The sequence below is a fragment of the Facklamia sp. HMSC062C11 genome, from assembly GCF_001810675.1.
GTDB lineage: Bacteria > Bacillota > Bacilli > Lactobacillales > Aerococcaceae > Facklamia > Facklamia hominis.
Map to the genome: position 1 here is coordinate 81,499 of NZ_KV802380.1, position 21,444 is coordinate 102,942.

25 protein-coding genes are annotated in these 21,444 nt (G+C 38.2%); 22 read left to right on the plus strand and 3 right to left on the minus strand.

From position 1 onward, the window contains the following. Positions 1–10 precede the first annotated feature (10 nt). Positions 11–985: a serine hydrolase gene (locus HMPREF2758_RS01450; RefSeq protein ID WP_070608709.1), complete on the minus strand. Its 975-nt coding sequence runs from the start codon at positions 983–985 to the stop codon at positions 11–13. A gap of 300 nt (positions 986–1,285) precedes the next feature. On the opposite strand from HMPREF2758_RS01450, the gene infC reads away from it, so the two are divergent. From infC to rplT, 3 genes are read left to right on the plus strand one after another with little or no spacing between them, the layout of a single operon-like run. Then, on the plus strand, positions 1,286–1,807 hold the full coding sequence (gene infC, locus HMPREF2758_RS01455) for a translation initiation factor IF-3 (RefSeq protein ID WP_081580744.1): 522 nt from the start codon (positions 1,286–1,288) through the stop codon (positions 1,805–1,807). Between the two features lie 38 nt (positions 1,808–1,845). Next, positions 1,846–2,043 (plus strand): 50S ribosomal protein L35, encoded by a 198-nt coding sequence (gene rpmI / locus HMPREF2758_RS01460; RefSeq protein WP_006908112.1) that lies wholly within the window; start codon positions 1,846–1,848, stop codon positions 2,041–2,043. A gap of 24 nt (positions 2,044–2,067) precedes the next feature. After that, positions 2,068–2,424, plus strand: a complete 357-nt coding sequence (gene rplT, locus HMPREF2758_RS01465) for a 50S ribosomal protein L20 (protein ID WP_006908111.1) — start codon at positions 2,068–2,070, stop codon at positions 2,422–2,424. 194 nt (positions 2,425–2,618) lie between these two features. Here rplT and HMPREF2758_RS01470 read toward each other — a convergent pair whose 3' ends face one another. After that, positions 2,619–3,290, minus strand: coding sequence for a DsbA family protein (locus tag HMPREF2758_RS01470; protein WP_006908110.1), 672 nt, complete (start codon positions 3,288–3,290; stop codon positions 2,619–2,621). Between the two features lie 219 nt (positions 3,291–3,509). Here HMPREF2758_RS01470 and HMPREF2758_RS01475 point away from each other — a divergent pair, with 219 nt between their 5' ends. The 9 genes from HMPREF2758_RS01475 (at position 3,510) to ptsP (ending at position 13,179) form a co-directional block, all read left to right on the plus strand. Next, positions 3,510–4,193 (plus strand): GTP pyrophosphokinase, encoded by a 684-nt coding sequence (locus HMPREF2758_RS01475; RefSeq protein WP_006908109.1) that lies wholly within the window; start codon positions 3,510–3,512, stop codon positions 4,191–4,193. Beyond that, positions 4,190–5,038: an NAD kinase gene (locus HMPREF2758_RS01480; RefSeq protein WP_006908108.1), complete on the plus strand. Its 849-nt coding sequence runs from the start codon at positions 4,190–4,192 to the stop codon at positions 5,036–5,038. Before HMPREF2758_RS01475 ends, HMPREF2758_RS01480 begins: the two co-directional genes overlap by 4 nt. Beyond that, complete coding sequence (locus tag HMPREF2758_RS01485) at positions 5,029–5,943, plus strand: RluA family pseudouridine synthase (RefSeq protein ID WP_006908107.1); 915 nt, start codon at positions 5,029–5,031, stop codon at positions 5,941–5,943. The genes HMPREF2758_RS01480 and HMPREF2758_RS01485 overlap by 10 nt, the downstream gene beginning before the upstream one ends. Continuing rightward, a complete protein-coding gene (gene mgtE / locus HMPREF2758_RS01490; RefSeq protein ID WP_006908106.1) occupies positions 5,930–7,294 on the plus strand; it encodes a magnesium transporter in 1,365 nt (454 codons plus the stop codon). The genes HMPREF2758_RS01485 and mgtE overlap by 14 nt, the downstream gene beginning before the upstream one ends. 94 nt (positions 7,295–7,388) lie before the next feature. Continuing rightward, positions 7,389–8,459 (plus strand): M42 family metallopeptidase, encoded by a 1,071-nt coding sequence (locus HMPREF2758_RS01495; RefSeq protein WP_016648078.1) that lies wholly within the window; start codon positions 7,389–7,391, stop codon positions 8,457–8,459. Positions 8,460–8,533: 74 nt separating this feature from the next. Next, positions 8,534–9,187 (plus strand): DivIVA domain-containing protein, encoded by a 654-nt coding sequence (locus HMPREF2758_RS01500; protein WP_016648077.1) that lies wholly within the window; start codon positions 8,534–8,536, stop codon positions 9,185–9,187. Between the two features lie 88 nt (positions 9,188–9,275). Continuing rightward, the gene (locus HMPREF2758_RS01505; RefSeq protein WP_070608711.1) at positions 9,276–10,853 is read left to right on the plus strand and encodes a peptide chain release factor 3; all 1,578 of its coding nucleotides are present in this window, start codon (positions 9,276–9,278) and stop codon (positions 10,851–10,853) included. A gap of 332 nt (positions 10,854–11,185) precedes the next feature. Continuing rightward, on the plus strand, positions 11,186–11,452 hold the full coding sequence (locus tag HMPREF2758_RS01510) for a phosphocarrier protein HPr (RefSeq protein WP_006908102.1): 267 nt from the start codon (positions 11,186–11,188) through the stop codon (positions 11,450–11,452). Next, complete coding sequence (gene ptsP, locus HMPREF2758_RS01515) at positions 11,452–13,179, plus strand: phosphoenolpyruvate--protein phosphotransferase (RefSeq protein ID WP_006908101.1); 1,728 nt, start codon at positions 11,452–11,454, stop codon at positions 13,177–13,179. Before HMPREF2758_RS01510 ends, ptsP begins: the two co-directional genes overlap by 1 nt. Positions 13,180–13,303: 124 nt before the next feature. On the opposite strand, the gene HMPREF2758_RS01520 is transcribed toward ptsP, so the two are convergent. Beyond that, positions 13,304–13,846 carry a folate family ECF transporter S component gene (locus HMPREF2758_RS01520; protein WP_006908100.1) on the minus strand — a complete coding sequence of 181 codons (543 nt, stop codon included), beginning with the start codon at positions 13,844–13,846 and terminating at the stop codon, positions 13,304–13,306. A 206-nt stretch (positions 13,847–14,052) separates the two neighbouring features. Between HMPREF2758_RS01520 and HMPREF2758_RS01525 the strand changes: the two genes are divergently transcribed. From HMPREF2758_RS01525 to HMPREF2758_RS01570, 10 genes are all read left to right on the plus strand, one after another. Then, positions 14,053–15,270 carry a glycosyltransferase family 4 protein gene (locus HMPREF2758_RS01525; RefSeq protein WP_070608713.1) on the plus strand — a complete coding sequence of 406 codons (1,218 nt, stop codon included), beginning with the start codon at positions 14,053–14,055 and terminating at the stop codon, positions 15,268–15,270. A 126-nt stretch (positions 15,271–15,396) separates the two neighbouring features. Continuing rightward, positions 15,397–15,624 carry a DUF1797 family protein gene (locus HMPREF2758_RS01530; protein ID WP_070608716.1) on the plus strand — a complete coding sequence of 76 codons (228 nt, stop codon included), beginning with the start codon at positions 15,397–15,399 and terminating at the stop codon, positions 15,622–15,624. Between the two features lie 134 nt (positions 15,625–15,758). After that, positions 15,759–16,295, plus strand: a complete 537-nt coding sequence (locus HMPREF2758_RS01535; RefSeq protein ID WP_070608718.1) for a YqeG family HAD IIIA-type phosphatase — start codon at positions 15,759–15,761, stop codon at positions 16,293–16,295. After that, a complete protein-coding gene (gene yqeH / locus HMPREF2758_RS01540) occupies positions 16,282–17,406 on the plus strand; it encodes a ribosome biogenesis GTPase YqeH (protein WP_070608720.1) in 1,125 nt (374 codons plus the stop codon). Before HMPREF2758_RS01535 ends, yqeH begins: the two co-directional genes overlap by 14 nt. Positions 17,407–17,422: 16 nt before the next feature. After that, complete coding sequence (yhbY, locus tag HMPREF2758_RS01545; RefSeq protein ID WP_006908095.1) at positions 17,423–17,743, plus strand: ribosome assembly RNA-binding protein YhbY; 321 nt, start codon at positions 17,423–17,425, stop codon at positions 17,741–17,743. Between the two features lie 3 nt (positions 17,744–17,746). Further along, positions 17,747–18,436: a nicotinate-nucleotide adenylyltransferase gene (locus HMPREF2758_RS01550; protein WP_006908094.1), complete on the plus strand. Its 690-nt coding sequence runs from the start codon at positions 17,747–17,749 to the stop codon at positions 18,434–18,436. A 14-nt stretch (positions 18,437–18,450) separates the two neighbouring features. Further along, entirely contained in the window at positions 18,451–19,059 is a 609-nt protein-coding gene (gene yqeK, locus HMPREF2758_RS01555; protein ID WP_246823150.1) for a bis(5'-nucleosyl)-tetraphosphatase (symmetrical) YqeK, read from the plus strand. A 6-nt stretch (positions 19,060–19,065) separates the two neighbouring features. Continuing rightward, positions 19,066–19,425, plus strand: a complete 360-nt coding sequence (rsfS, locus tag HMPREF2758_RS01560; protein WP_070608723.1) for a ribosome silencing factor — start codon at positions 19,066–19,068, stop codon at positions 19,423–19,425. After that, positions 19,413–20,195, plus strand: a complete 783-nt coding sequence (locus tag HMPREF2758_RS01565) for a class I SAM-dependent DNA methyltransferase (protein WP_070608727.1) — start codon at positions 19,413–19,415, stop codon at positions 20,193–20,195. The genes rsfS and HMPREF2758_RS01565 overlap by 13 nt, the downstream gene beginning before the upstream one ends. Beyond that, on the plus strand, positions 20,195–21,403 hold the full coding sequence (locus tag HMPREF2758_RS01570; RefSeq protein WP_070608729.1) for a tRNA(Met) cytidine acetate ligase: 1,209 nt from the start codon (positions 20,195–20,197) through the stop codon (positions 21,401–21,403). Before HMPREF2758_RS01565 ends, HMPREF2758_RS01570 begins: the two co-directional genes overlap by 1 nt. The last annotated feature ends 41 nt before the right edge of the window (positions 21,404–21,444 follow it).

Genomic DNA, 21,444 nt, shown 5'->3' on the forward strand with positions numbered 1-21,444 from the left:
ATTTATTTGATTAATGGCTTAATTGATAGCGGTAGTATTGGTTGACCCTTAGATTCAACTCTCCCATGAATAAGTCAACGGTCCCAATATCTCGTGTCATAAGCACTAAAATATAAGCAGGACGTTTGCCATCATAGTAGATGCCAATATCGTGGTAGCCGGGCCCGTATTGACCATATTTTGTGGCCATTCCATTTTTGACAAAGAGTTTAAAACGCTCATTAGGTTCAGAGAGAAAGAGATATTTTAAGATACGCTGATGCTGAGCTTCAGTGGCCACCTGGTATAGGTAATTTTGCAGCATGCGTGGAGTGGCATAGTTAAGATGCGATTTTAAGCTTTCGGGTGGATTTTTGAGTTTAGATTGTTGAATGATGGCGGTCCAATAGTCCCCGACATGTTTAGAATAATAATCAATCAAAATATTCCAAGCGGTATTGTCGGAATAGACTAAGGCGTTATATACCAAATCATCGACGGTGTAGGAGGATTTAAGGGGATGGTTAGTAATATCTCCTGCTCCTTCTTCGAAATGCGAGGGGTTTGCCTGGATGTGGGTGGTCCAATTAAGCTTATGTTGTTTGATAAGGTTCGAAATTAAGACACAAGTACTTACTTTATTGGTAGAAGCAGCATGGATAGCTTTGTTCTCATTAAGATAGTAACTTTCACCAGATACCAGATTATAATAGGCGATTCCAAGATTTTTCTTTGAAAATCCATATTGATTAATAACCTCGTTAATGACTTTTTCCATGGAATCGAAATTGTCATAATTCCAAGAATCCAATTCAAAACTCTCGTCTTCTAAATTAATCGTTTCTTTAAAACTGGCCATTTTTTCTTCCTTAATATTACGTGTTTGTTTTACGGCGGCAACGGCTTCCTGATCATTTTTTTCTTCGGGTTCAGGTATATTTTGCGTCTGACTACATGAGCTTAGGAAAATTATCCCTAATAATAGGCTGAAAAGTTTTTTCTGCATACAATTCACCATTCTTATTTTATCGTTCCTATTGTAGCAGAGTTTAAAAGTAAAAGCGATAGAAGTAGCTTGCACTAAAAAATGATCTCAAGAGTTCTTGCTTTCATCCGAGTATTATGATATGATACTAAAAGTTGAGACAACAAGTAGAGACAGCTGTTTCTCGCCGGGCACTAAAGTGTAGGGCTAATCATGATAAAACCTATATCATAGGTTTTTTGATGGAGAAATGAGCGCGTCTTTGGACGGGCTTTTTGTGTTTTTACTTAAACTCATCAAATATAATGGAGGTGGACTCATATCGCTAAAGAAGCCTTGATAAATGATCAAATTCGCGCAAAAGAATTGCGAGTTATCGGAGATAATGGAGACCAAATCGGGATTAAATCTTTAAAAGATGCACTAACGATTGCGGAATCGTTTGAATTGGACTTAGTCTTAGTATCGCCCCAAGCCAAGCCCCCAGTGGCTCGGATTATGGATTATGGCAAATATCGCTATGAACAACAAAAGAAAGAAAAAGAACAACGCAAAAATACCAAGACGGTTAATGTTAAAGAAGTACGGTTTAGCCCTTCGATCGATGACCACGATTATCAAACAAAATTGCGTCAATCAATCAAATTCTTAGAAAAAGGCGATAAAGTGAAAGCGAGCATTCGATTCAGAGGACGCTCGATCACTCATAAGGATCTAGGACGAGATGTTCTAGAGGACTTTATTGAAGATACCAAAGATATTGCGGTTGTTGAATCAAAGCCGAAGATGGAAGGGCGTAGTATGTATACTATAGTGGCCCCTAACACAGATTCTGGCAAATAATTATACAATCAAAAATCAACATATTTAGGAGGATTACCATGCCAAAACAAAAAACTCACCGTGGATTAGCTAAACGTGTTAAGAAGACTGCTTCTGGTAAGTTGAAAAGAGATCATGCCTTTACTTCTCACCGTTTCCATGGAAAAACTAAAAAACAACGTCGTCAATTAAGAAAATCAGGACTTGTTTCTGCTTCAGATATGAAACGAATCAAGCAAATGATCGACGCATTATAGAATCAGGAATAGGAGGACTAAAATATGGCACGTGTTAAAGGTGGATATGTTACTCGTCAACGTCGTAAACGTACCCTTAAATTAGCAAAAGGTTACTATGGCGCAAAATCTAAATTATATAAAACAGCTAAGCAACAAGTAATGAAGTCATACATGTATGCTTACCGTGATCGTCGTCAAACCAAACGGAACTTCCGTCGTTTATGGATCACACGGATTAATGCAGCGGCACGCCAAAATGGTTTGAGCTATTCTGTTTTAATGAATGGTTTGAAAAAGGCTGGTATTGAAGTTAACCGTAAGATGTTAGCGGATTTAGCAGTTAATGATGAAGCAGCTTTTTCAGCTTTAGTAGAAGAAGCTAAAAAAGCATTGGCTTAATTCGATTTTTGAAAGACTGGGATCGTTCCCGGTCTTTTTTTGTTGGAGATAGGTTGAGGGAGGAAATAACGTTTACTCTTTATCATACCATTGCTTTGTTAGTTGTTCGAGTCCTAAAACAAAAAGAATCGACCGCAATTCCTAGGAAAATTTTCGAAGGGGAAGCAATCGATTAGAAAGGTTGAATAAAGGTCTTAATGGAGAATGAATAGAGGATGAGTCGATTTGATGTTTATCGGTGAACAGTCACACTGGCAAATCATCATTTGGTCTAAGAGTTCTAGAGCACTCTTTAGTGTAACGTTATCTTCAATTTTATAGCCGCCTAAGTCATTTGTTGAATCAAAAACCACCAGAGTAGGTGTTTTATGAACAGTCATACTTTGTGCAATTTTTAAATCATTAAGGTATAATTTACGGACTAATTTTGACTGATAGTCTTCAATGAATAGGTCTACATCTAAATTAGCTAGTTCTGCAATTTGATAAAGTGTATCCTGAGTAAGTTTGGACATATCTTTTTCTAAATTGTTTTCTAAGCAAAGAAAATAATGCCGACTTTTTTGTTTACCTTGTAAGCTAGCAGATTTAATGGCCAATGCGGTATGATAAAGTTTATGGTAAACTTCATTGCGAACTTTTAAGGAGCAGTTCGTCAAACCGATTCGGCTTAAAAAATCGTTGAGAATATATTCATTACAAACACATAGGATATTCAAGTCTACTTTGGAAGAAATGAGCGCTTTAGTTCGACTGATTTCTTGTTCAGAAAAGAAACATTTGCGACCTAAAGGATTTACAAATAAATAAAAATCAAAATATTTAGCATGACCATTGATATGATAATCAATAAGATATTTATTCATTTGATTTCCTCCTTTGTTATTGAATTCCAAGTCACCATTATAGTAACACATAGATGAGATATATAATAATGATATGCTTTATATTAATTAAACTAATAAGTAGACCTATGCTATTATCTAATCAAGCTGATAAAAAATCAATCCTTTTTTGAAATCTTTTATTAAATCTTTCTCTTATGATAAAATAAATCTGATTATGAGTTTAGGGAGGGTTTGTCCGTGCGAGAGGACTTTATTGAAGATTGGGATCTTTTTTTAGCCCCTTATGCGCAAGCAGTGGCTGAATTAAAAGTCAAGCTTAAAAATATTCGTCAAGAATTCCACGATTTAGATCGCCACGCACCGATTGAGTTTGTGACTGGGCGTGTTAAATCAAAGGAAAGTATTTTAGAAAAAATGGATATGCGGCAGATTGCTCCCGAAGAGATTCTGATAGGTGTGCAGGATATTGCTGGGATCCGAATTATGTGTCAATTTGTAGATGATATCTACGAAGTAGCGGATATCTTAATGGAGCGTTCGGACTTCAAGGTGATTTTAATCCGCGATTATATCAAGAAACATAAACCTTCGGGTTATCGTTCTTATCATATGGTATTGGAATATCCGATTGAGCGGGTACATGGTCAGGTTCAGAATGTGATTGTGGAAGTTCAGATTCGGACTTTGGCGATGAATTTCTGGGCGACGATTGAGCATTCCCTAAATTATAAGTATGATGGTCAATACCCTCAAGCTATTTTAAGCCGTTTGCAACGTGCGTCTGAAGCTGCCTTTCGTTTGGATGAAGAGATGAGTGCCATTCGTGAAGAAATTCGTGAAGCAAATAAGATTTTTGATAGCCGTTTTCAAAAAGAGGATCCTCGGTTACCAAAATCACGAAATGAAGGTAGCAATTCATGAAGAAAATAGCTATTTATCGAAATTCCCATACAGCCTCTATTCAGTTAGCGAGTAAGGTGAAGGAAAAATTAGTTCAAGCGGGGTTTATTTGTCAAGAAGGGTTATTAAATCCAGATTACGTTCTATCCATAGGTGGGGATGGAACCCTTTTAGGAGCTTTTCATGCTTATGAAGATCATATGGATCGTGTTCAATTTTTAGGCTTGCATACTGGACATTTGGGCTTTTATACGGATTGGTTACCTGATGAGTTCGATCGTATGATTGATAGCTTGGTTCAGAACCGTATGAAAGAAACGTCTTATCCTTTATTAGAAGTTAAGCTTTATTTTCAAGATCAAACGATCGAACGACGTCTGGCTTTAAATGAGGTAGCTCTTCGTTCGTTTGGTAAGACGATGGTGTGTGATGTGTCGATCAAGGATGTCTTTTTTGAGACTTTTCGAGGCGATGGACTCTGCGTGGCAACACCTACGGGGTCGACAGGATTGAATAAGTCTCTAGGTGGTGCGGTGTTGCACCCTTGTGTCGAGGCGATCCAAATGACTGAGATGGCATCGGTTAATAATCGTTTATTCCGAACTCTGGCTTCGCCGATTATTTTGCCAAAACAGGAATGGCTAGATCTTTATCCTCAAGAGGCAGATATTCCTTTATTCTTAAGTATTGATCATTTGTTTAGAGATCATTGTCAAATTGAACGATTACGCCTGCAAATGGCACAAGAGCGAGTTCATTTTGTCTATGCGAAGCATTTACACTATTGGGACCGGGTAGAAGCTTCTTTTATTGGTCACCGACAAGTGGATAAGCCACCCCTTCAAGGAGATAAGTCATGGAATTAAATTGGATCTATCAAGAGGATCAGCCGATGACGATTAAAGCTTTTTTGAATCAACAAAAATTACCACGAGCCTTTATGCGTGATGTTAAATTCGCAGGCAGTATTTACTTAAATTATGTTAAGGTGCCGATTCGATTTTTCATTCAAAAAGGCGATCATCTACGTTTAGTGGCTCCGGTTGAAGAGGGTTATGATTCGGTTGTGGCCTCATCGATTCCCATCGAGATTGTTTATGAAGATCGCGATTTGTTGGTTATTAATAAGCCAGCGAATGTCACCTCAATCCCTTCAGTTAAGACACCTGATTCATCGATTGCCAATCGAATAAAAGGATATTATCAGTCTAAAAATTATCAAGATCAAGTGATTCATATTGTTACTCGTTTAGACCGTGATACAACCGGTTTGATGTTGGTAGCTAAGCATCGTTTGGCCCATGCCTTAATGGATCGTCAAGTAAAACAAGGGACATTTTATAAATTTTATGAAGCCTTGAGTTCACGTAAGAATTGGCCGGATCATCAGATAATTGATCAACCCATTGCTCGTTGTGGCGATTCCATTATTACCCGTAAGGTGGATCCTCAAGGGCAGAAAGCCAAGACGGAATATTGGACCATAAACCGTTATCAATTAGGGAGTCACTTAAGATTGAGATTGCACACGGGGCGTACACATCAAATCCGTGTTCATTTAGCTCATGAAGGAGGGCCTTTAATTGGTGATGATTTATATGGAGGGCCAATGGATCAAGGGTTGATGCGACAAGCGCTTCATTGTAAAGAACTGCATTTTATTCACCCTTTTACCCAAGAACCCATGCATTTTAACCAGTCTTTACCCCAAGATATGATAGATTGGTTAGCTAGACAGAAGAAGCAGGAGGACCGTTATGGAAGTATTTGAAAGAAGTTTTGAAGACAGTTTAGCCATTTTCAAGCAATTATTACAGCATAAAAAGATGACGCGTTTTAGGAATGAATACTTAGCCCTACATACTTATGATCAGGCTAAGCTTTTCAACCATTTTGAAGCCCAAGAAAGAGCCTTGGTCTATCAATATTTATCTCCAGACGAAATCGCAGAAATCTTTGATGATATGGAGAATGAAAATTTTGATTTGAGTAAGGAATATTTTTTAGAGATGGAAAGCATGTATGCTGCTACTGTCTTAGCAAAGATGTATGCCGATAATGCAGTGGATGTTTTGAATCATATTGAGGACCGCGATAAAATCGCTATTTTTCTTCATTTGATGCCTAAGGAGGCGGCTAGTGAGTTATCTCAATTGATGAATTATATTGAGGATAGTGCCGGTTCAATTATGACTACCGAATTAGTGATGGTTCAAGAGAACTTTACGGTCAAGGAAGCCTATGACTATATTAAGACCTGTGCTGTTGATGCAGAAACTATCTACTATGCTTATGTGGTAGACGAAGATCGTATATTAAAAGGTGTTATTTCATTGAGAGATTTAATTCTCAAGGAAGATTTGACACCGATTAAGGAGATTGAAAATACACGGGTTATTTCGGTTCAAGTGTCAGATGATAAGTTGGAAGTTGCTAAAATGGTACGCGACTATAATCTATTAGCTTTACCGGTTGTGGGATTTGACCATAAATTATTGGGTATTATTACTGTAGATGATGTACTAGATGTTATGCAAGAAGAGGCGGATAGTGATTATTCCGGTTTGGCAGCAGTTGATGTTAATGAAACCCATAAAAGTCCATTGTCTGCTTCTAAGAGTCGTTTGCCTTGGTTAATCACCCTATTGTTCTTGGGAATGGGGACCGCTTCGTTAATCAGTCAATTTGAAGGTTTGATTTCAATAGCCCCTGTTTTATCTATTTTTGTGACGCTAATAACAGGAACGGCAGGTAATGCCGGGACACAATCTTTAGCAGTTGCGGTTCGTAAGTTAACGAATCGCAGTGAGGATGATCCATTCTTTGAGTCTTTTGGCTTTGAGATGTTAACGGGAGTGATTACAGGTATTGTGATGGGGTTAACGATTGCTTTAGTAGCAGGTATTTGGAAACAGAATCTATTATTAGGCGTGATTATTGGGGTGGCAATGGCCTGTGCGATTGTTGTAGCCAATATTGCAGGGGCTCTAATTCCAAAGGTGATGCTTAAGTTTGGCTTTGACCCTGCGGTCGCATCAGGACCTTTTATTTCTACTTTGAGTGACTTAACGTCAGTTTTTATTTATTTTACGATTGCTAGTTTATTCCTAAGTTATCTTTAAAATGAAAAAACAATAAGGATTTGAAAAGTCATTGAATTTCTTTTAAATCCTTTGTATAGTGGTATTAAGCGATTACAAATCAAGGAGTGATTAAATGGTAGTAGATTTAAATTATCAATTAGATGCAAAAACAAGAGAACGTCTCGAACGAGTGAAAGCACTCACTCAAATTCCTTCACCTACCGGTTATGCTCAAGATATTTTAGATCATATTCAAAAAGATCTAGCAGATAAAGGGATTCAAGCTCAATCAACGCATAAGGGTGGTTTATTAGTTACTTTAGAAGGAAAAGATACTCAACGTCATCGTTTTATGACGGCCCACGTTGATACTTTAGGGGCTATGGTCCGTGCGATTAAGCCAGACGGACGGTTGAAGTTAGATTTGATTGGAGGCTACATGTATAACGCCATTGAAGGTGTATACTGCCTAGTGCATGCGGCTCAAACTGGCAAAACCTATTCTGGCACCATTTTGATGCATCAAACTTCAGTCCACGTTTATCGCGATGCTCGCACTGCAGAACGTAACCAAACGAATATGGAAGTTCGTCTAGATTATCCTGTTTTTTCACCGGAAGATGTTGCTGAATTAGGAGTTCAAGTGGGAGATTTCATTTCTTTAGATCCTCGAGCTGAAATAACAGATTCTGGATTTTTAAAATCACGGCATTTAGATGACAAAGTAAGTGTTGCTTTATTAATTGAAGCGATGGAAGCCATTCAAAAAGGTGAATTATCCTTGGCTCATACGACACATTTTTATATTTCCAACAATGAAGAAATTGGATATGGTGGCAATTCGAATATTGATTCCCGAGTTGAAGAGTATATTGCGGTGGATATGGGAGCGCTAGGTGATGATCAGACTTCTGATGAGTACACTGTTTCGATCTGTGCTAAAGATGCTTCTGGCCCTTATCATGTCGGCCTTCGTAATCAATTGGTGTCCTTATGTCAAGAAAATGAGATCCCCTATAAGATTGATATTTATCCACTTTATCAAAGTGATGCATCTGGTGCCATGTTCTCTGGCCATGATGTTAAGCACGGGTTATTCGGGGCTGGTATTGATGCGAGCCATGCTTTTGAACGTACACATGCGACTTCAGTGAATGCGACTTACGAATTAATTCGTCATTATCTAGAAAGTTCTATGGCTTAAATGAGGAAAAGTCTGTTCAAGCTCGGTTATTTTTGGTAGGATAGATTGGATATTAAGAATAATGGGGTGGCAAGGTGGATAAAATTTCTGAAATTTCGACGGCTCTTTTTGGCTATAACCGTCAACAAGTTAGTCAATTAGTTGAACATAGGGATCAGAAAATAAAAGAACTTGAAAACCAATTGCTTCAAATGCAGCAGAAAATTCAAACCCTTGAAAAAGACTTATCCTATTATCAATCGATCGAGGCTGCTCTAAAAGATGGTTTGGTAGATGCGCGTAAAACGGGGAACGAGATTATTAGTCATTCTCAAGAACAAGCCGATCAACTTCTAGAACGTACCAATGAACAGGTTATTCAATTTAAGGAAAATCTGGCGCATTATAGTCAGGAACTGACTGACACAGGATTAGACCTTAAAGACCGTTTAAAGACAATGCAGTCACAAATGATCGAGATGATGGAAGAGCAAGTTCAATATCTTAAAGCACAGGATTTTGAACGTGTTTATCCAGATAAGCAGATTGATCGTTTTCTTAACCAAGTGGATTACTATCGAGAAGAGGATCGTTTAAGCGTAATTACAAAGGAAGTTCGACCGAATAAAGATCCTTTGACTCAAGATGAAAAAGCGACCTTGCAACGATTAGTGCAAGAAGTGATCAAGAATGAAACAGAGCATTTAAAGCAAGAGGATGATAAGCTGTTGCACTTTAAGCAAGGCTAGTTGAAAAAAATAGATTGAAATGAAAGCTGGCTTTGTCCAGCTTTCTTATTTGACTATATGAAAAAGAATTTATTTTGAGGAGTTATAAATGGAAGAAAACTTGAACAAAGAAGTTAAACGTCGGCGGACATTTGCGATTATTTCTCACCCGGATGCTGGTAAAACAACCATTACAGAGCATCTTCTGCTATACTCAGGAGCAATTCGAGAGGCTGGGACTGTCAAAGCTAAAGGGAAAAAATCGAACAAATTTGCCAAATCAGATTGGATGGAGATCGAAAAGCAAAGAGGGATCTCTGTTACATCTTCGGTAATGCAGGTAGATTATGATGGGTACCAGATTAATATCGTAGACACGCCTGGTCACGAAGATTTTTCGGAAGATACCTATCGGACCTTGATGGCAGTGGATGCTTGTGTGATGGTGGTGGATACAGGCAAGGGTATTGAACCTCAAACTAAAAAACTCTTTGAAGTGGTTTCCAAAAGAGGTATTCCTATTTTTACCTTTATGAATAAGTTAGACCGAGATGGGCGAGAACCTCTAGATTTAGTTTCTGAATTAGAAGAAGTCCTAGGTATTGATGCCTATGCTATGAACTGGCCGATGGGTATGGGTAAGACTTTGTTAGGTCTTTATGATTTATATAATCAGCGTTTAGAAATTCGGCACTCGCAGGATGAAGATGAGTTAATAGATTTAGCGGATCCAATGCTGCTTCAAGGTCAATATGATTTCACTAAGTCTTCCATTTATAGTCAAGCGATTGAAGAAGCCGATTTATTACATGAAGCCGGGAATCAGTTTGATCGAGAAAAAGTTAATTGTGGAAAATTAACACCAGTCTTCTTTGGGTCAGCTTTGACAGGATTTGGAGTACAGACCTTTTTAGATGCATTTGTGGATTTAGCACCTAGTCCAGCAGCTGTTGAGACGGTAACTGGTGAGGTTATAGATCCGGTTCAAAAGAACCTAACTGGTTTTATTTTTAAGATTCAAGCGAACATGAATCCGGCTCACCGAGACCGAATTGCATTTGTGCGAATTATTTCAGGCAAATTCGAAAAGGGTATGAACGTGACTCTTCAACGAACGGGTAAGACTTTAAGGATGGCTCATACAACCCAATTTTTGGCAGATAGTCGTGAAGAGATTCAAGATGCTTATGCAGGAGATATTATTGGTCTCTATGATACAGGCAATCTTCAAATCGGAGATACCATTTATGCAGGTAATCAGGAAGTTCAATTTCCGGATTTACCTCAATTTACCCCTGAATTATTTATGAAAGTATCGCCAAAAAATGTGATGAAACAAAAATCCTTTCATAAAGGAATGCAACAACTCGTTCAAGAAGGCGCTGTCCAACTCTATCGTTCTTATCATACAGAAGAGTATATTATTGGAGCGGTCGGGGCTTTGCAGTTTGAGGTTTTCCAATATCGTTTGAAGAATGAATATAATGCTGAAGTGGAGATGGAGAATATGGGCTCCAAAATTGCTCGCTGGATTGATCCTGCTGAATTAGATCCGAAAATGTCTTCATCACGCAATTTGTTAGTTAGAGATCGTTTTGACCAACCGGTATTCCTTTTTGAAAATATGTTTGCCGAAAATTGGTTTAAAGATAAGCATCCAGAAGTTCATCTTAAACAATTAATGTAATAAAGAGCGTACTAATGGTATAAATAACAATGACCTGGTGGTATGTGGAAAGATTTAAATCTTATTAATAGGACCAGTAATCGTCAGTTACAGCCATGGCAGTCGTCTATTAAAGTGACCACAATTGCTAAAATGTAGTTTTGGAGAGCGAATGGTTTATAAATGGATTCAAGATTTTATGAACTAGTTGAGTTATTTATGTTTAGTTCTTGACAAAAATCTATTTTCTATCGCTTTTAACCATTTTTTTGTGTATAATTATGTCAACGTTTACCTTTAGCATAAGGTAAGTGATTTACCATCGAAGCAATATCATTAAGGAGAGATCAAATATGAAAAAGGAAAACTTTGTTGTAACATCAGAAACTGGAATTCATGCTCGTCCAGCTACTTTGTTAGTACAAGCAGCAAGTAAATTTTCTTCAGATATCACGCTAGAATATAAAGGAAAATCTGTTAACCTTAAATCCATTATGGGAGTGATGTCTTTAGGTGTGGGTCAGGGATCAGAAGTAACTATTCTTACAGAAGGTTCTGATGAAGAAGAAGCAATGGCTGTTGTTAAAGAGACAATGAAAAAAGAAGGATTATCAGACTAATGTCGCAAAAGTTGAAGGGGATCGCTGCCAGTGATGGGATTGCGTTAGCCCCTCTTTATTGTTTAGAAAAGGCGGATTTAAGCTTTAATACTTATTATGTGAAGGATCCAGACCGAGAAAAAGAACGGTTGCTTCAAGCAATTGAAGCTTCTAAACAAGAGATTGATCAATTGCGCTCTCAAGCTTGTTTAACCATGGGTGAAGAAGAAGCAAAGGTGTTTGATGCACACCAGTTAATGCTAGAAGATCCAGAGTTCTTACAAGCGATTTATGACAAAATATTAAATGAACATCTAAATGCAGAGGCGGCTTTACAACAGGTGTGCCGCTTCTATTTGACTAGCTTTGAAGCGATGTCCGAGAATGACTATATGAAAGAGCGTTCCATGGATATTCGAGATGTTAGTCAACGATTGATGGCGCAGCTCCTAGGAAAGCAGTCAAAAGGTTCTTGGCAATTAAATCAACCTGCTATCATTGTGGCTCACGATTTAACGCCAAGTGATACGGCTCAGTTAGATCCCCGCTTTGTAAAGGCCTTTGTAACTGAAGTGGGTGGTCGGACCTCTCATTCAGCGATTATGGCTCGGTCGCTTGGAATTCCAGCCATCGTGGGTGTAAAAGATCTAATGGTTAAGGTTAAGGGGTGTCAACACGGGATCGTGGATGCTATATCAGGGCACTTTATATTAAAACCTAGTCTTGATGAGCAGGCAGTTTATCAAGCAAAAATTAACCAATTAGATCAAGAGTCCCAGCAGTTGCAAGCCCTTATTCATAAAAATACCCAATCTAAAGATGGAGTAAAGGTAGAGCTTGCTGCTAATATCGGTAGGCCGGAAGACTTGGAGATGGCTATCAAGAACGGGGCAGAAGGGATCGGTCTATATCGTACTGAATTCTTATACATGGATTCAGACACTATGCCTAGTGAAGAAGCACAATTTAAGGCTTATAAATTCGTTTTAGAAAAAATGGCTCCAAAACAAGTCGTGGTTCGAACCATGGATATTGGTGGGGACAAAACATTACCCTATATGACAATGCCTCAAGAGATGAATCCATTTTTAGGATATCGAGCAATCCGCTTATGCTTGGATCAAGAGGCCCTTTTTAGAATGCAACTTAGGGCTTTGTTAAGAGCCTCTATCTATGGGCAGTTAAGAATTATGTTTCCGATGATCGCTAGCTTAGATGAGTTTCGCCAAGCTAAACGAATTTTTGAATCAGTAAAAGAAGAATTAATTCAACAGGGACATTCTGTTTCTAGCGATATTCAATTGGGTATGATGATTGAAATACCAGCAGCAGCGTTATTAGCAGATCATTTTGCTAAGGAAGTAGATTTCTTTTCAATAGGCACTAATGATTTGATTCAATACACGATGGCTGCTGATAGAATGAATGAACGAATTTCATATCTTTATCAACCCTTTAATCCCTCTATATTGAGATTGATAAAATTTGTGATTGATGCTGCTCATAAAGAAGGAAAATGGGTGGGTATGTGTGGTGAGATGGCAGGAGAAGCAGCGGCTGCACCTTTATTATTGGCTATGGGTTTAGATGAATTTTCGATGTCTGCAGCTAGTATTTTAAAGCAGAGACACTTAATTCGTAAACTGGATAGTCAGGTTGGTCAGTCGATTTTAGACCGAATTTTGAATGAAACCTGTACCCAAGAAGAGGTTCAAAGATTATTAGAAGCTATCATTGCTGAAAGTTAGTCTGGCTAATGATTGCTGGTCCTTATCAAGGATACTGCTTCTTTGACATAAAAAAACTCGCTGTAGAGACTTTATAAAAGCTTCTACAGCGAGTTTTTTTAGTTGTTTTGGTATTCTATGAGAATTAAAATTGATATTTATTAATAAAAGATTTTACAGTTCGGTTATTAAAAACGAAATATAGAATGATTGTATTTAATGGAAGCGATAGTGTATTTTTAACGATCCGCATTGGCATAAAAACAGCCCACGCTTTGCCATACATCATTTTAATCCAAATAGAGTTTAGACCAAGATTAATGATTAGGGTCACCGATAAAACGGCAAAGAAAATGTTTTTCCAAGAAGCTGGCTTACGATATAAAAAATAGCCATAAAAAAGACCACCAAGTCCAGCTGATAGGGTGAAGCCCAAGAATATATTTTTACCTTGTAAAAGCGAAGTGATTAAATCATTAAAAAGTGAAAGGATAAGGGCGTACCAAGGGCCGAATAGAGCTCCAGACAGTGCAGCCCCTATAAATCCAACTCCTAGTTGGACGAGATTACCAAGGTTGATGGATGGGACGAAGGATAGAACAATTCGTAAACCTAGGATAATTCCTAAAAGGGAGACTTGTAAAGTAGTAAGTCTTTTTTGGGATGGATTAGTAGAATTTTTTATCATCAATAAGCTCCTCTATATATGACTGTTGCATCTAATATTACCATTAATAAATGGGTATGTATAGGATAATTGCTAGGGTTATAATAGTAACTAGGAAGCTATTTTAATAAAATGCTATGTTTAAAAATTCCTTCAGATAAAACTAGGATCTTAACAAAACTTAGGCTATAATTAAGGTAAAGGCCCATGTAAAGAAAGGAATTGTTATGAAAATAGGTATGTTTACGGACACATATTTTCCGCAATTAAGTGGGGTGTCAACGTCAATAAAAACTTTAACTGATGAATTACGAAAACAGGGACATCAAGTGATTATATTCACTACAACAGATCCTAAGGCGGAAGAAGAGCAAGATATCGTTCGACTTGCATCCCTTCCATTTTTAAGTTTTGCTGATCGGCGGATTGCATACCGTGGCTTTGATCGCTGCTTAAAAATAGCTCGGTCTATGGATTTAGATTTAATTCATACGCATACCGAGTTTTCCGTTGGGCTAACGGGACATTATGTGGCGAGTCGCTTAAAAATACCTTTAGTTCATACTTATCATACAATGTATGAAAACTATACACATTATATTATGGATGGTATGCTATTACAGCCTAGTCATGTTCGTGCCTTATCTAAACAATATTGTAACCGAGCGGATGGTGTTATCGCACCGAGTCAATTGACGCAAGATACTTTGCAGGATTATGGGGTGACGGTTCCTATTCAAGTAATTCCAACAGGCGTCCCAATCCAAACGGTTAAGACAGACTTGCGGCAGGATTTGCGTCAAAAAATGGGAATCCAAGCAGAAGATACGGTCCTTTTGACGCTTTCACGACTATCTAAAGAAAAGAATATTCAGGAAGTGTTAGAGGCTTATAAGGAGTTACGACAAACGAATAAAAAGCTACAGTTACTTGTTGCAGGGGATGGACCAGAAAGAGAAGCTCTGGAACTTTATTGTCGTAAGCATCATTTGGAAGTTGACTTTGTTGGCTTTGTCGATCATGAGCATGTATCTGATTATTATCAAATAGCTGATCTATATCTAAATGCCAGTCAATCGGAGTCGCAGGGCTTGACTTACCTCGAATCATTGGTCAATCGCTGTCCCATTATTGCTAAAGAAAATGACTACCTTAAATCGATTATGGTCAAGGATAGTTTTGGCCGATTATATACAAATCAGGAGACATTAGCTGGGGTAACTGCCGAATTTTTAGCTGAACAAGCAGCTGGACAGATTGCTCCAATCCAAGAAAGTGATCTCTATGAGCTGTCTAGTGAAAAATTTGCTGATGAGGTGCTTGCTTTTTACCAAAAGATGCAAGAAGCATATGCTAAAGAGGAACATGACTTATTTGATGTCTTCTTTAATAAAATTAAACAAGGCGTCAGGGAATTGGTTATTGGTGATAAAATAGATCGCTAAGTCTTCTTAAGAGAGAGGCTTCTTATTAAATTAATAGCTATTTAGACCATAAAGTTCTTGCAATTCTATCTGAATTTGTTACCATACAATCATTCGATCAGAAGAGTTGAAGATGGGAGAGATAAAATGAAAGCATCAGTTTTAACAGGGATCATTCAACGCTTAGAAACTATGACAAAAACTAATGAGACCATTGAAGTTCGTCGTTTTGAGTTGGAGGGCGTTGAAAAATGTCAAGTGGCCTACCTACTCAACGAAGATATTTTTGAAATGACTGATAGTCAAACGAATACGGTTTTTCGCTTTGATAATATTGATTTAGTAGCTATTGAAATTTTTGATTTGTTAGATTAATTAAAAGACTGTTTACAGACTGAATCGATGAGGTTGAGTTTGTAAACAGTTTTTTTATCGTAGATCCGGTCTCTTTTTTAATAATAGCGTGCGGATATGATATACTATAAGCTATATAAAAAGAAGGAGCGCTTATGAGACTTAAACATTTAATTCGTCCGACATGGATGGTTAATTCGCCTTATAATCTAGATGCAGAGGATTTACTTCGTCAAGGAATCCGTGGAATGATTGTTGATTTAGATAATACTTTGTTAGCGTGGAATCAAGCGGAGGGGACTCCCCAGCTTAGCCAGTGGGTTGAGATGATGAATCAGGCTGGAATTTCTTGCTTTATTCTTTCAAATAATTATCCAGAGCGGGTTAAGCGTGTGGCTGATCCTTTGGAACTTCCTTTTAAAGCGAATGCCTTAAAGCCCTTAACGTATAACTTTAAAAAAGCCTTAAAGGCCTTGGGCCTTAAAAAAGAAGAGGTTGTTGTGATTGGGGATCAAATTATGACGGATGTAATTGGAGCTAATCGTTTAGGACTGTCGGTTATTTTGGTTAAGCCAATACTTAATCATGATAATGTATATACTTATGTGAATCGTAAGTTAGAGCGTTATGCTTTTAAAATTTTAGGTATTGATAGCCATTCAGATTGGGGGGGAGAGCTTGGAAACAAATGATCATCAAGCAGGTTATCAGTGTATTGGTTGTGGTGCTTTAATCCAAACCGAATCACCAGATCGATTGGGTTACTTGCCTGCTTCTGCTTTTAAAAAGGGGCTTGAAAAGGGAGATTTCTACTGCCAACGTTGCTTTCGTTTGAGACATTATAATGAATTAAGTGATTTAGAACTGGATGAAGACTTTTTCCTAGATAAGCTTCGAAAAATTACCGATGATCAGGCTCTGATTATTCATGTTATCGATATCTTCGATATTGAAGGGAGTCTATTAACAAGTTTGCCTCGTTTGCTAGGTCAGGATAATATTGTGGTTATAGCGAATAAAGTGGATCTCCTACCAAAATCTGTGAATCGATCACGACTAACACATTGGTTGATGCAGTATATTCGCAGTTTAGGATTAAAGCCCAAGCAAGTAATTCTTGCTTCAGGCAAGCAAGCCAATGGGATTGAAGGATTAGTTGAGGTTATTAATCATTTCATTCAAGACCGAGATATCTATTTAGTGGGAATCACTAATGTCGGTAAATCGACCTTGTTAAATCGTTTGATTCAGCATTATGGGGGCGATCAAGAAGTGATTACCACATCGAATCATCCCGGAACGACTTTGGATCTTATTCGGATTCCTTTATCGGAAGAATATGGTTTAGTAGATACACCTGGCTTTGTGAAGAAGGATCAATGGGCACATTATTTGAGTCGTAAAAGTTATGGCCAAGTCATCCCGCAAAAACCAATTAAACCTAGAGTATTTCAGTTGAATCCCAAGCAGACGCTATTTTTAGCTGGGCTGTGTCAAATTGATTTTGTGGAAGGGGAGCGGACTAGTTTTATCTTAAACGTGGCTAATGATTTGTATTTGCATCGAAGTAAATTAGAAAAAGCCGCGGATTTTTATAAAGCGCATTGTGATGATTTACTAATGCCTCCGACAGCTAAGGAGAGAAGTCTGATTCCTCAATGGCAAGCCCATCATCTAACGGTTAAGTCTGATCAAGACTTAGTTATTCCTGGATTAGGGTGGATAGCGGTCAATGAAAGAGTACAAGTGAATGTTCAACTTCCTAAAGGAATGGTTCCTGTTGTTCGTCCATCCATGATTTAATAAGAAAGGAGAAAGTATGACAAACTTATCAAAAGCACAACTTAAATTTTTAAGAAAAGTAGGTCAAAAAGAAAAGCCAATTTTTCAAATGGGTAAACAAGGCTTGACGGAGGCCTTTATTGAACAAATAGATTCCGCACTTGAAAAAAGGGAATTAATTAAATTTAACCTCCTTCAGAATACGAGTGAAGAGATTGACCAAGTGACTGAGAGGATCGCACAGACGACTCAGGCGCATGTGGTACACGTAATTGGAAGTACGGCGGTTCTTTATCGGCCATCTAAAAAAGAAAAATATCAATCGCTGAGTCAAGACGTGGCTAAAATAGGAGATTAAGTCATGAAATTACCAGCCATGCATGTGATGGGTGCAAATACTATTGATACAATTGAGGTGAATGAGGAAGTTATGACAGATTCTTCCACCTTAGTTATTCATCAGCCTAAGTCTAATCAACGGATTGGCATTCTGGGAGGTACTTTTAATCCACCGCATTTAGGTCACTTGATGATGGCACAGCAGGTGGGGACTCAATTGGAGCTAGATGAAGTTTGGTTTATGCCAACAGCTAAACCGCCTCATGTTCCAGGAAAAACAACGATTGCTGCTAGTCATCGGCTAAAGATGGTTGAATTAGCGATCGCGGATAACCCCCTATTTAAGTTACAAAGTTATGAAGTGAATCGTGGAGGAAAGAATTATTCGGTGGATACTCTGCGTCATTTTAAGGAAAATTACCCAGAAACGGACTTTTATTTTATTATGGGGGCTGATTCCGTCAAGGATTTACCGACTTGGTACAAACCTGACGAACTCCTTCAATTAGTGCAAATTGTCGGGGTGAATCGACCGGGATTCATGGTTGAGCAGGATAAATACCCTATTTTATGGGTAGATAGCCCGCTTGTAGACCTATCTTCCACTGAAATTCGCTTAAGGGTCTATCTTGACCAGTCCATCCGTTATCAAGTACCAGCTGTAGTAGAGGCTTACATTCAGCAGCAAGGTCTTTATGCATATCCCAGATAGGAGAGACAATGAAAATGATAACTTATCAAACGAACTGGCTCATAATTTCCCGAGATGAACTTATTGAACGCTTAAGAATCAAATTATCCTCCAAGCGCTTTAAGCATGTGCTAGGAGTAGAAGCAACCGGTATGATGTTAGCTAAACGCTATCATGAATCCGTTGAAAAAACATCGATTGTGTGTTTGATGCATGATTATGCGAAAGAAATGCCCGATGCACAGCTATTGGAGCTAGCTCTAGCTTATTATCCCAAAGAGGATTTACGGTCAGCCAATGGAGCTATATGGCATGGGTTTGCAGCAGCTCAGATTTGTAAACAAGAATTTGCTTGTCAAGATGATGAGATTCTTCAAGCGATTGCCTTTCATACGACCGGACAGCCTGATATGTCTCAGTTAGCTAAAATTCTTTATTTAGCTGATTATATTGAACCAGGCCGTCAATTTGAAGGGGTTGATCGAATTCGAAAGAAGGCTTTTGAGAATTTAGATCAGGCTTGTTATGACAAAATTCGGATGAGTTTTAGTCATTTGATGAACCAATGCACTGAGATTTACCCATTGCAATTGGAGGCTTACAATGCATGGACACAAGGAATAAAAAAAGAAGGAGTTATATAGAATAGGATGACTATTAAATCAATTGAAAAATTAGAACTGATTGTTAGAGCAGCGGATGATCGGATGGCTCAAGATATCATGGCTTTAGATGTGAGTGGTTTGACGCCTATGGCAGAGTACTTTGTGATTATGCAAGCATCTAATGATCGTCAGTTAAAGGCGATTGTGGACTCAATTTGTGAAAAATTACATGAATCTGGGCTTGACATTAAAGGAATTGAAGGTAAAGAGGGTGGACGTTGGATTTTGATTGATGTGTATGACATCTTGGTCCATGTTTTTCATTATGAAGAACGAAGTCATTATAATTTGGAAAAAATTTGGGCAGATGCTCCACTTATGGATGTTAGCTCATGGCTCAATTAATGAACGAGTTTAAAAATATTGCGACAATCTATGATCGTTTTAATGATCTAAGTCTATATGAAGAATGGTTAACTTTTACCTTGGCACATCTTGATGGTCCGGGTTATAAAGTTTTGGATGCAGCGTGCGGGACGGGGTATTTTACTCGCATGCTTGCACCTTTTACCAAAGAGATTCATGGTTTTGATCGTGATCCAGCGATGTTAGCAGGCAATTCAGATTCTATTAACGAACCACTGATGAATGGTCAGTTTTTTCAAGCTGACATGCTTGATTTAAAGAGTTTAGCGAGTGATTATGATTTAGTGACTTGTTATGCGGATAGTTTGTGTTTCCTAGTTGATGAGGTATCTTTAAGACGTGCCTTGGACCAATTATATCAGCGCTTAGTACCAGGAGGGCTTTTATTGTTTGACGTTTGGACGCCGTATCAATTGACCGATTATTTTGCGGATTTTTCCTATCATGATCAGGATGATCGAGGAGCTCTATTATGGGATAGTCAGGTGGATGAAAGTCAGTTAAGGGTTCAACATCAATTGACTTACTATGAGCAATCGGTAGAAGATCCAAGGATGTATCAACGTCTAAAGACAACTTTGATTGAACGAACTTATCCTATGTCAACCTATTTAACCTTATTACAGGCAGTAGGGTTTAAATCTTCTCGAATTAAGGTGACGTGTGATTTTAGCCTAGATGCCTATTCGCCGGATCAGGATAAAACTGCTGCTCGTTGGTTTTTTGCTTGTTATAAGGAGGAAGATTGATGCGTACTTGTGCAGTAATTGCGGAATTCAATCCTTTCCACTATGGACATGCATACCTACTAAAAGAAGCTCGTCGTCAAAGTCAGGCGCAGTGTATGATGGTATTGATGAGTGGTAATAGCGTTCAACGGGGAGAATTCGCCATCTTAGATAAATGGCAACGGGCGCAATCTGCCCTCTTAAATGGGGCTGATTTAGTATTAGAATTACCTGCTACTGCCACGATTCAAGCAGCTGATTATTTTGCCAGACGATCTGCGGAATTGGTAGCAGCGTTGCAATGTGATTTTCTTGCTTTTGCTAGTCATGGGTTAGATACACATGCGTATCATGATTTATATCGGTTATTGAATGACCATCAGTCGACTTTTGATAATTACCTGAAAGCAGCATTAAAGGAAGGATCGTCATATCCTAAGGCCTACGAAATTGCCTTGGAGAGTCTTCAAAGAGATCAATTTATCAAAGATCCTGTGAATTTAAAAGAGGGAAATAATCTCCTGGGATTTGGTTACTATCAAGAACTCCATCAAACGAAAACCAAAATGATCGTTATTCAACGAGAGAAAAAAGCAGAGACTATTTTTCAAAGTCTGGAGCTACCCCAATACCTCATGCCGGGCCAGATTTTTTCAGCGAGTCAGTTACGGTCCCGTATGATTCATGGGCAACTGCAAGCGGCTGATTTGCCGATTGCAAGCTATCAAGCATACTTATCAGGCCCCTTAATAAGGTGGGAGGATTATTATCCTTTATTAAAATATGCCATCATCTCTCGCGGTATTTCCCAACTCAAGACGATACATTTGGTGAAAGATGGTGTTGAGACAGCTATCTATCAAGCAGCTCTGCTTTCAACGAGCTACGAGGATTTACTCAATCGATTGGTAAATCAACGTTGGACTCGCGCAGCGGTTCAGCGAGTCTTATTACAAATCTTATTAGCTAATACCAAAAGCCAATGGCAAAGCGCTTTGAATGTTTTTGATGAAAAGCCAGCTTTACGAGTGCTAGGATTTAATCGACGAGGTCAGGCATTTTTAAAAAGCCGTCGTCAAGGGACTGTTCAATTGTTTACGAATTTAAGTCAAACGATTGAAGACTCCTATCAATTAAATTTAAAAGTAGATCGTATTTATCAGAATAATCTAAATCATCAAGTTCCAGAACAAATTGTGAAAAGACGGGCTATGATTCTTCCGTTTTAATGACAGCAAAGATTGACATTTTAGACAAAGTTACGTATAAT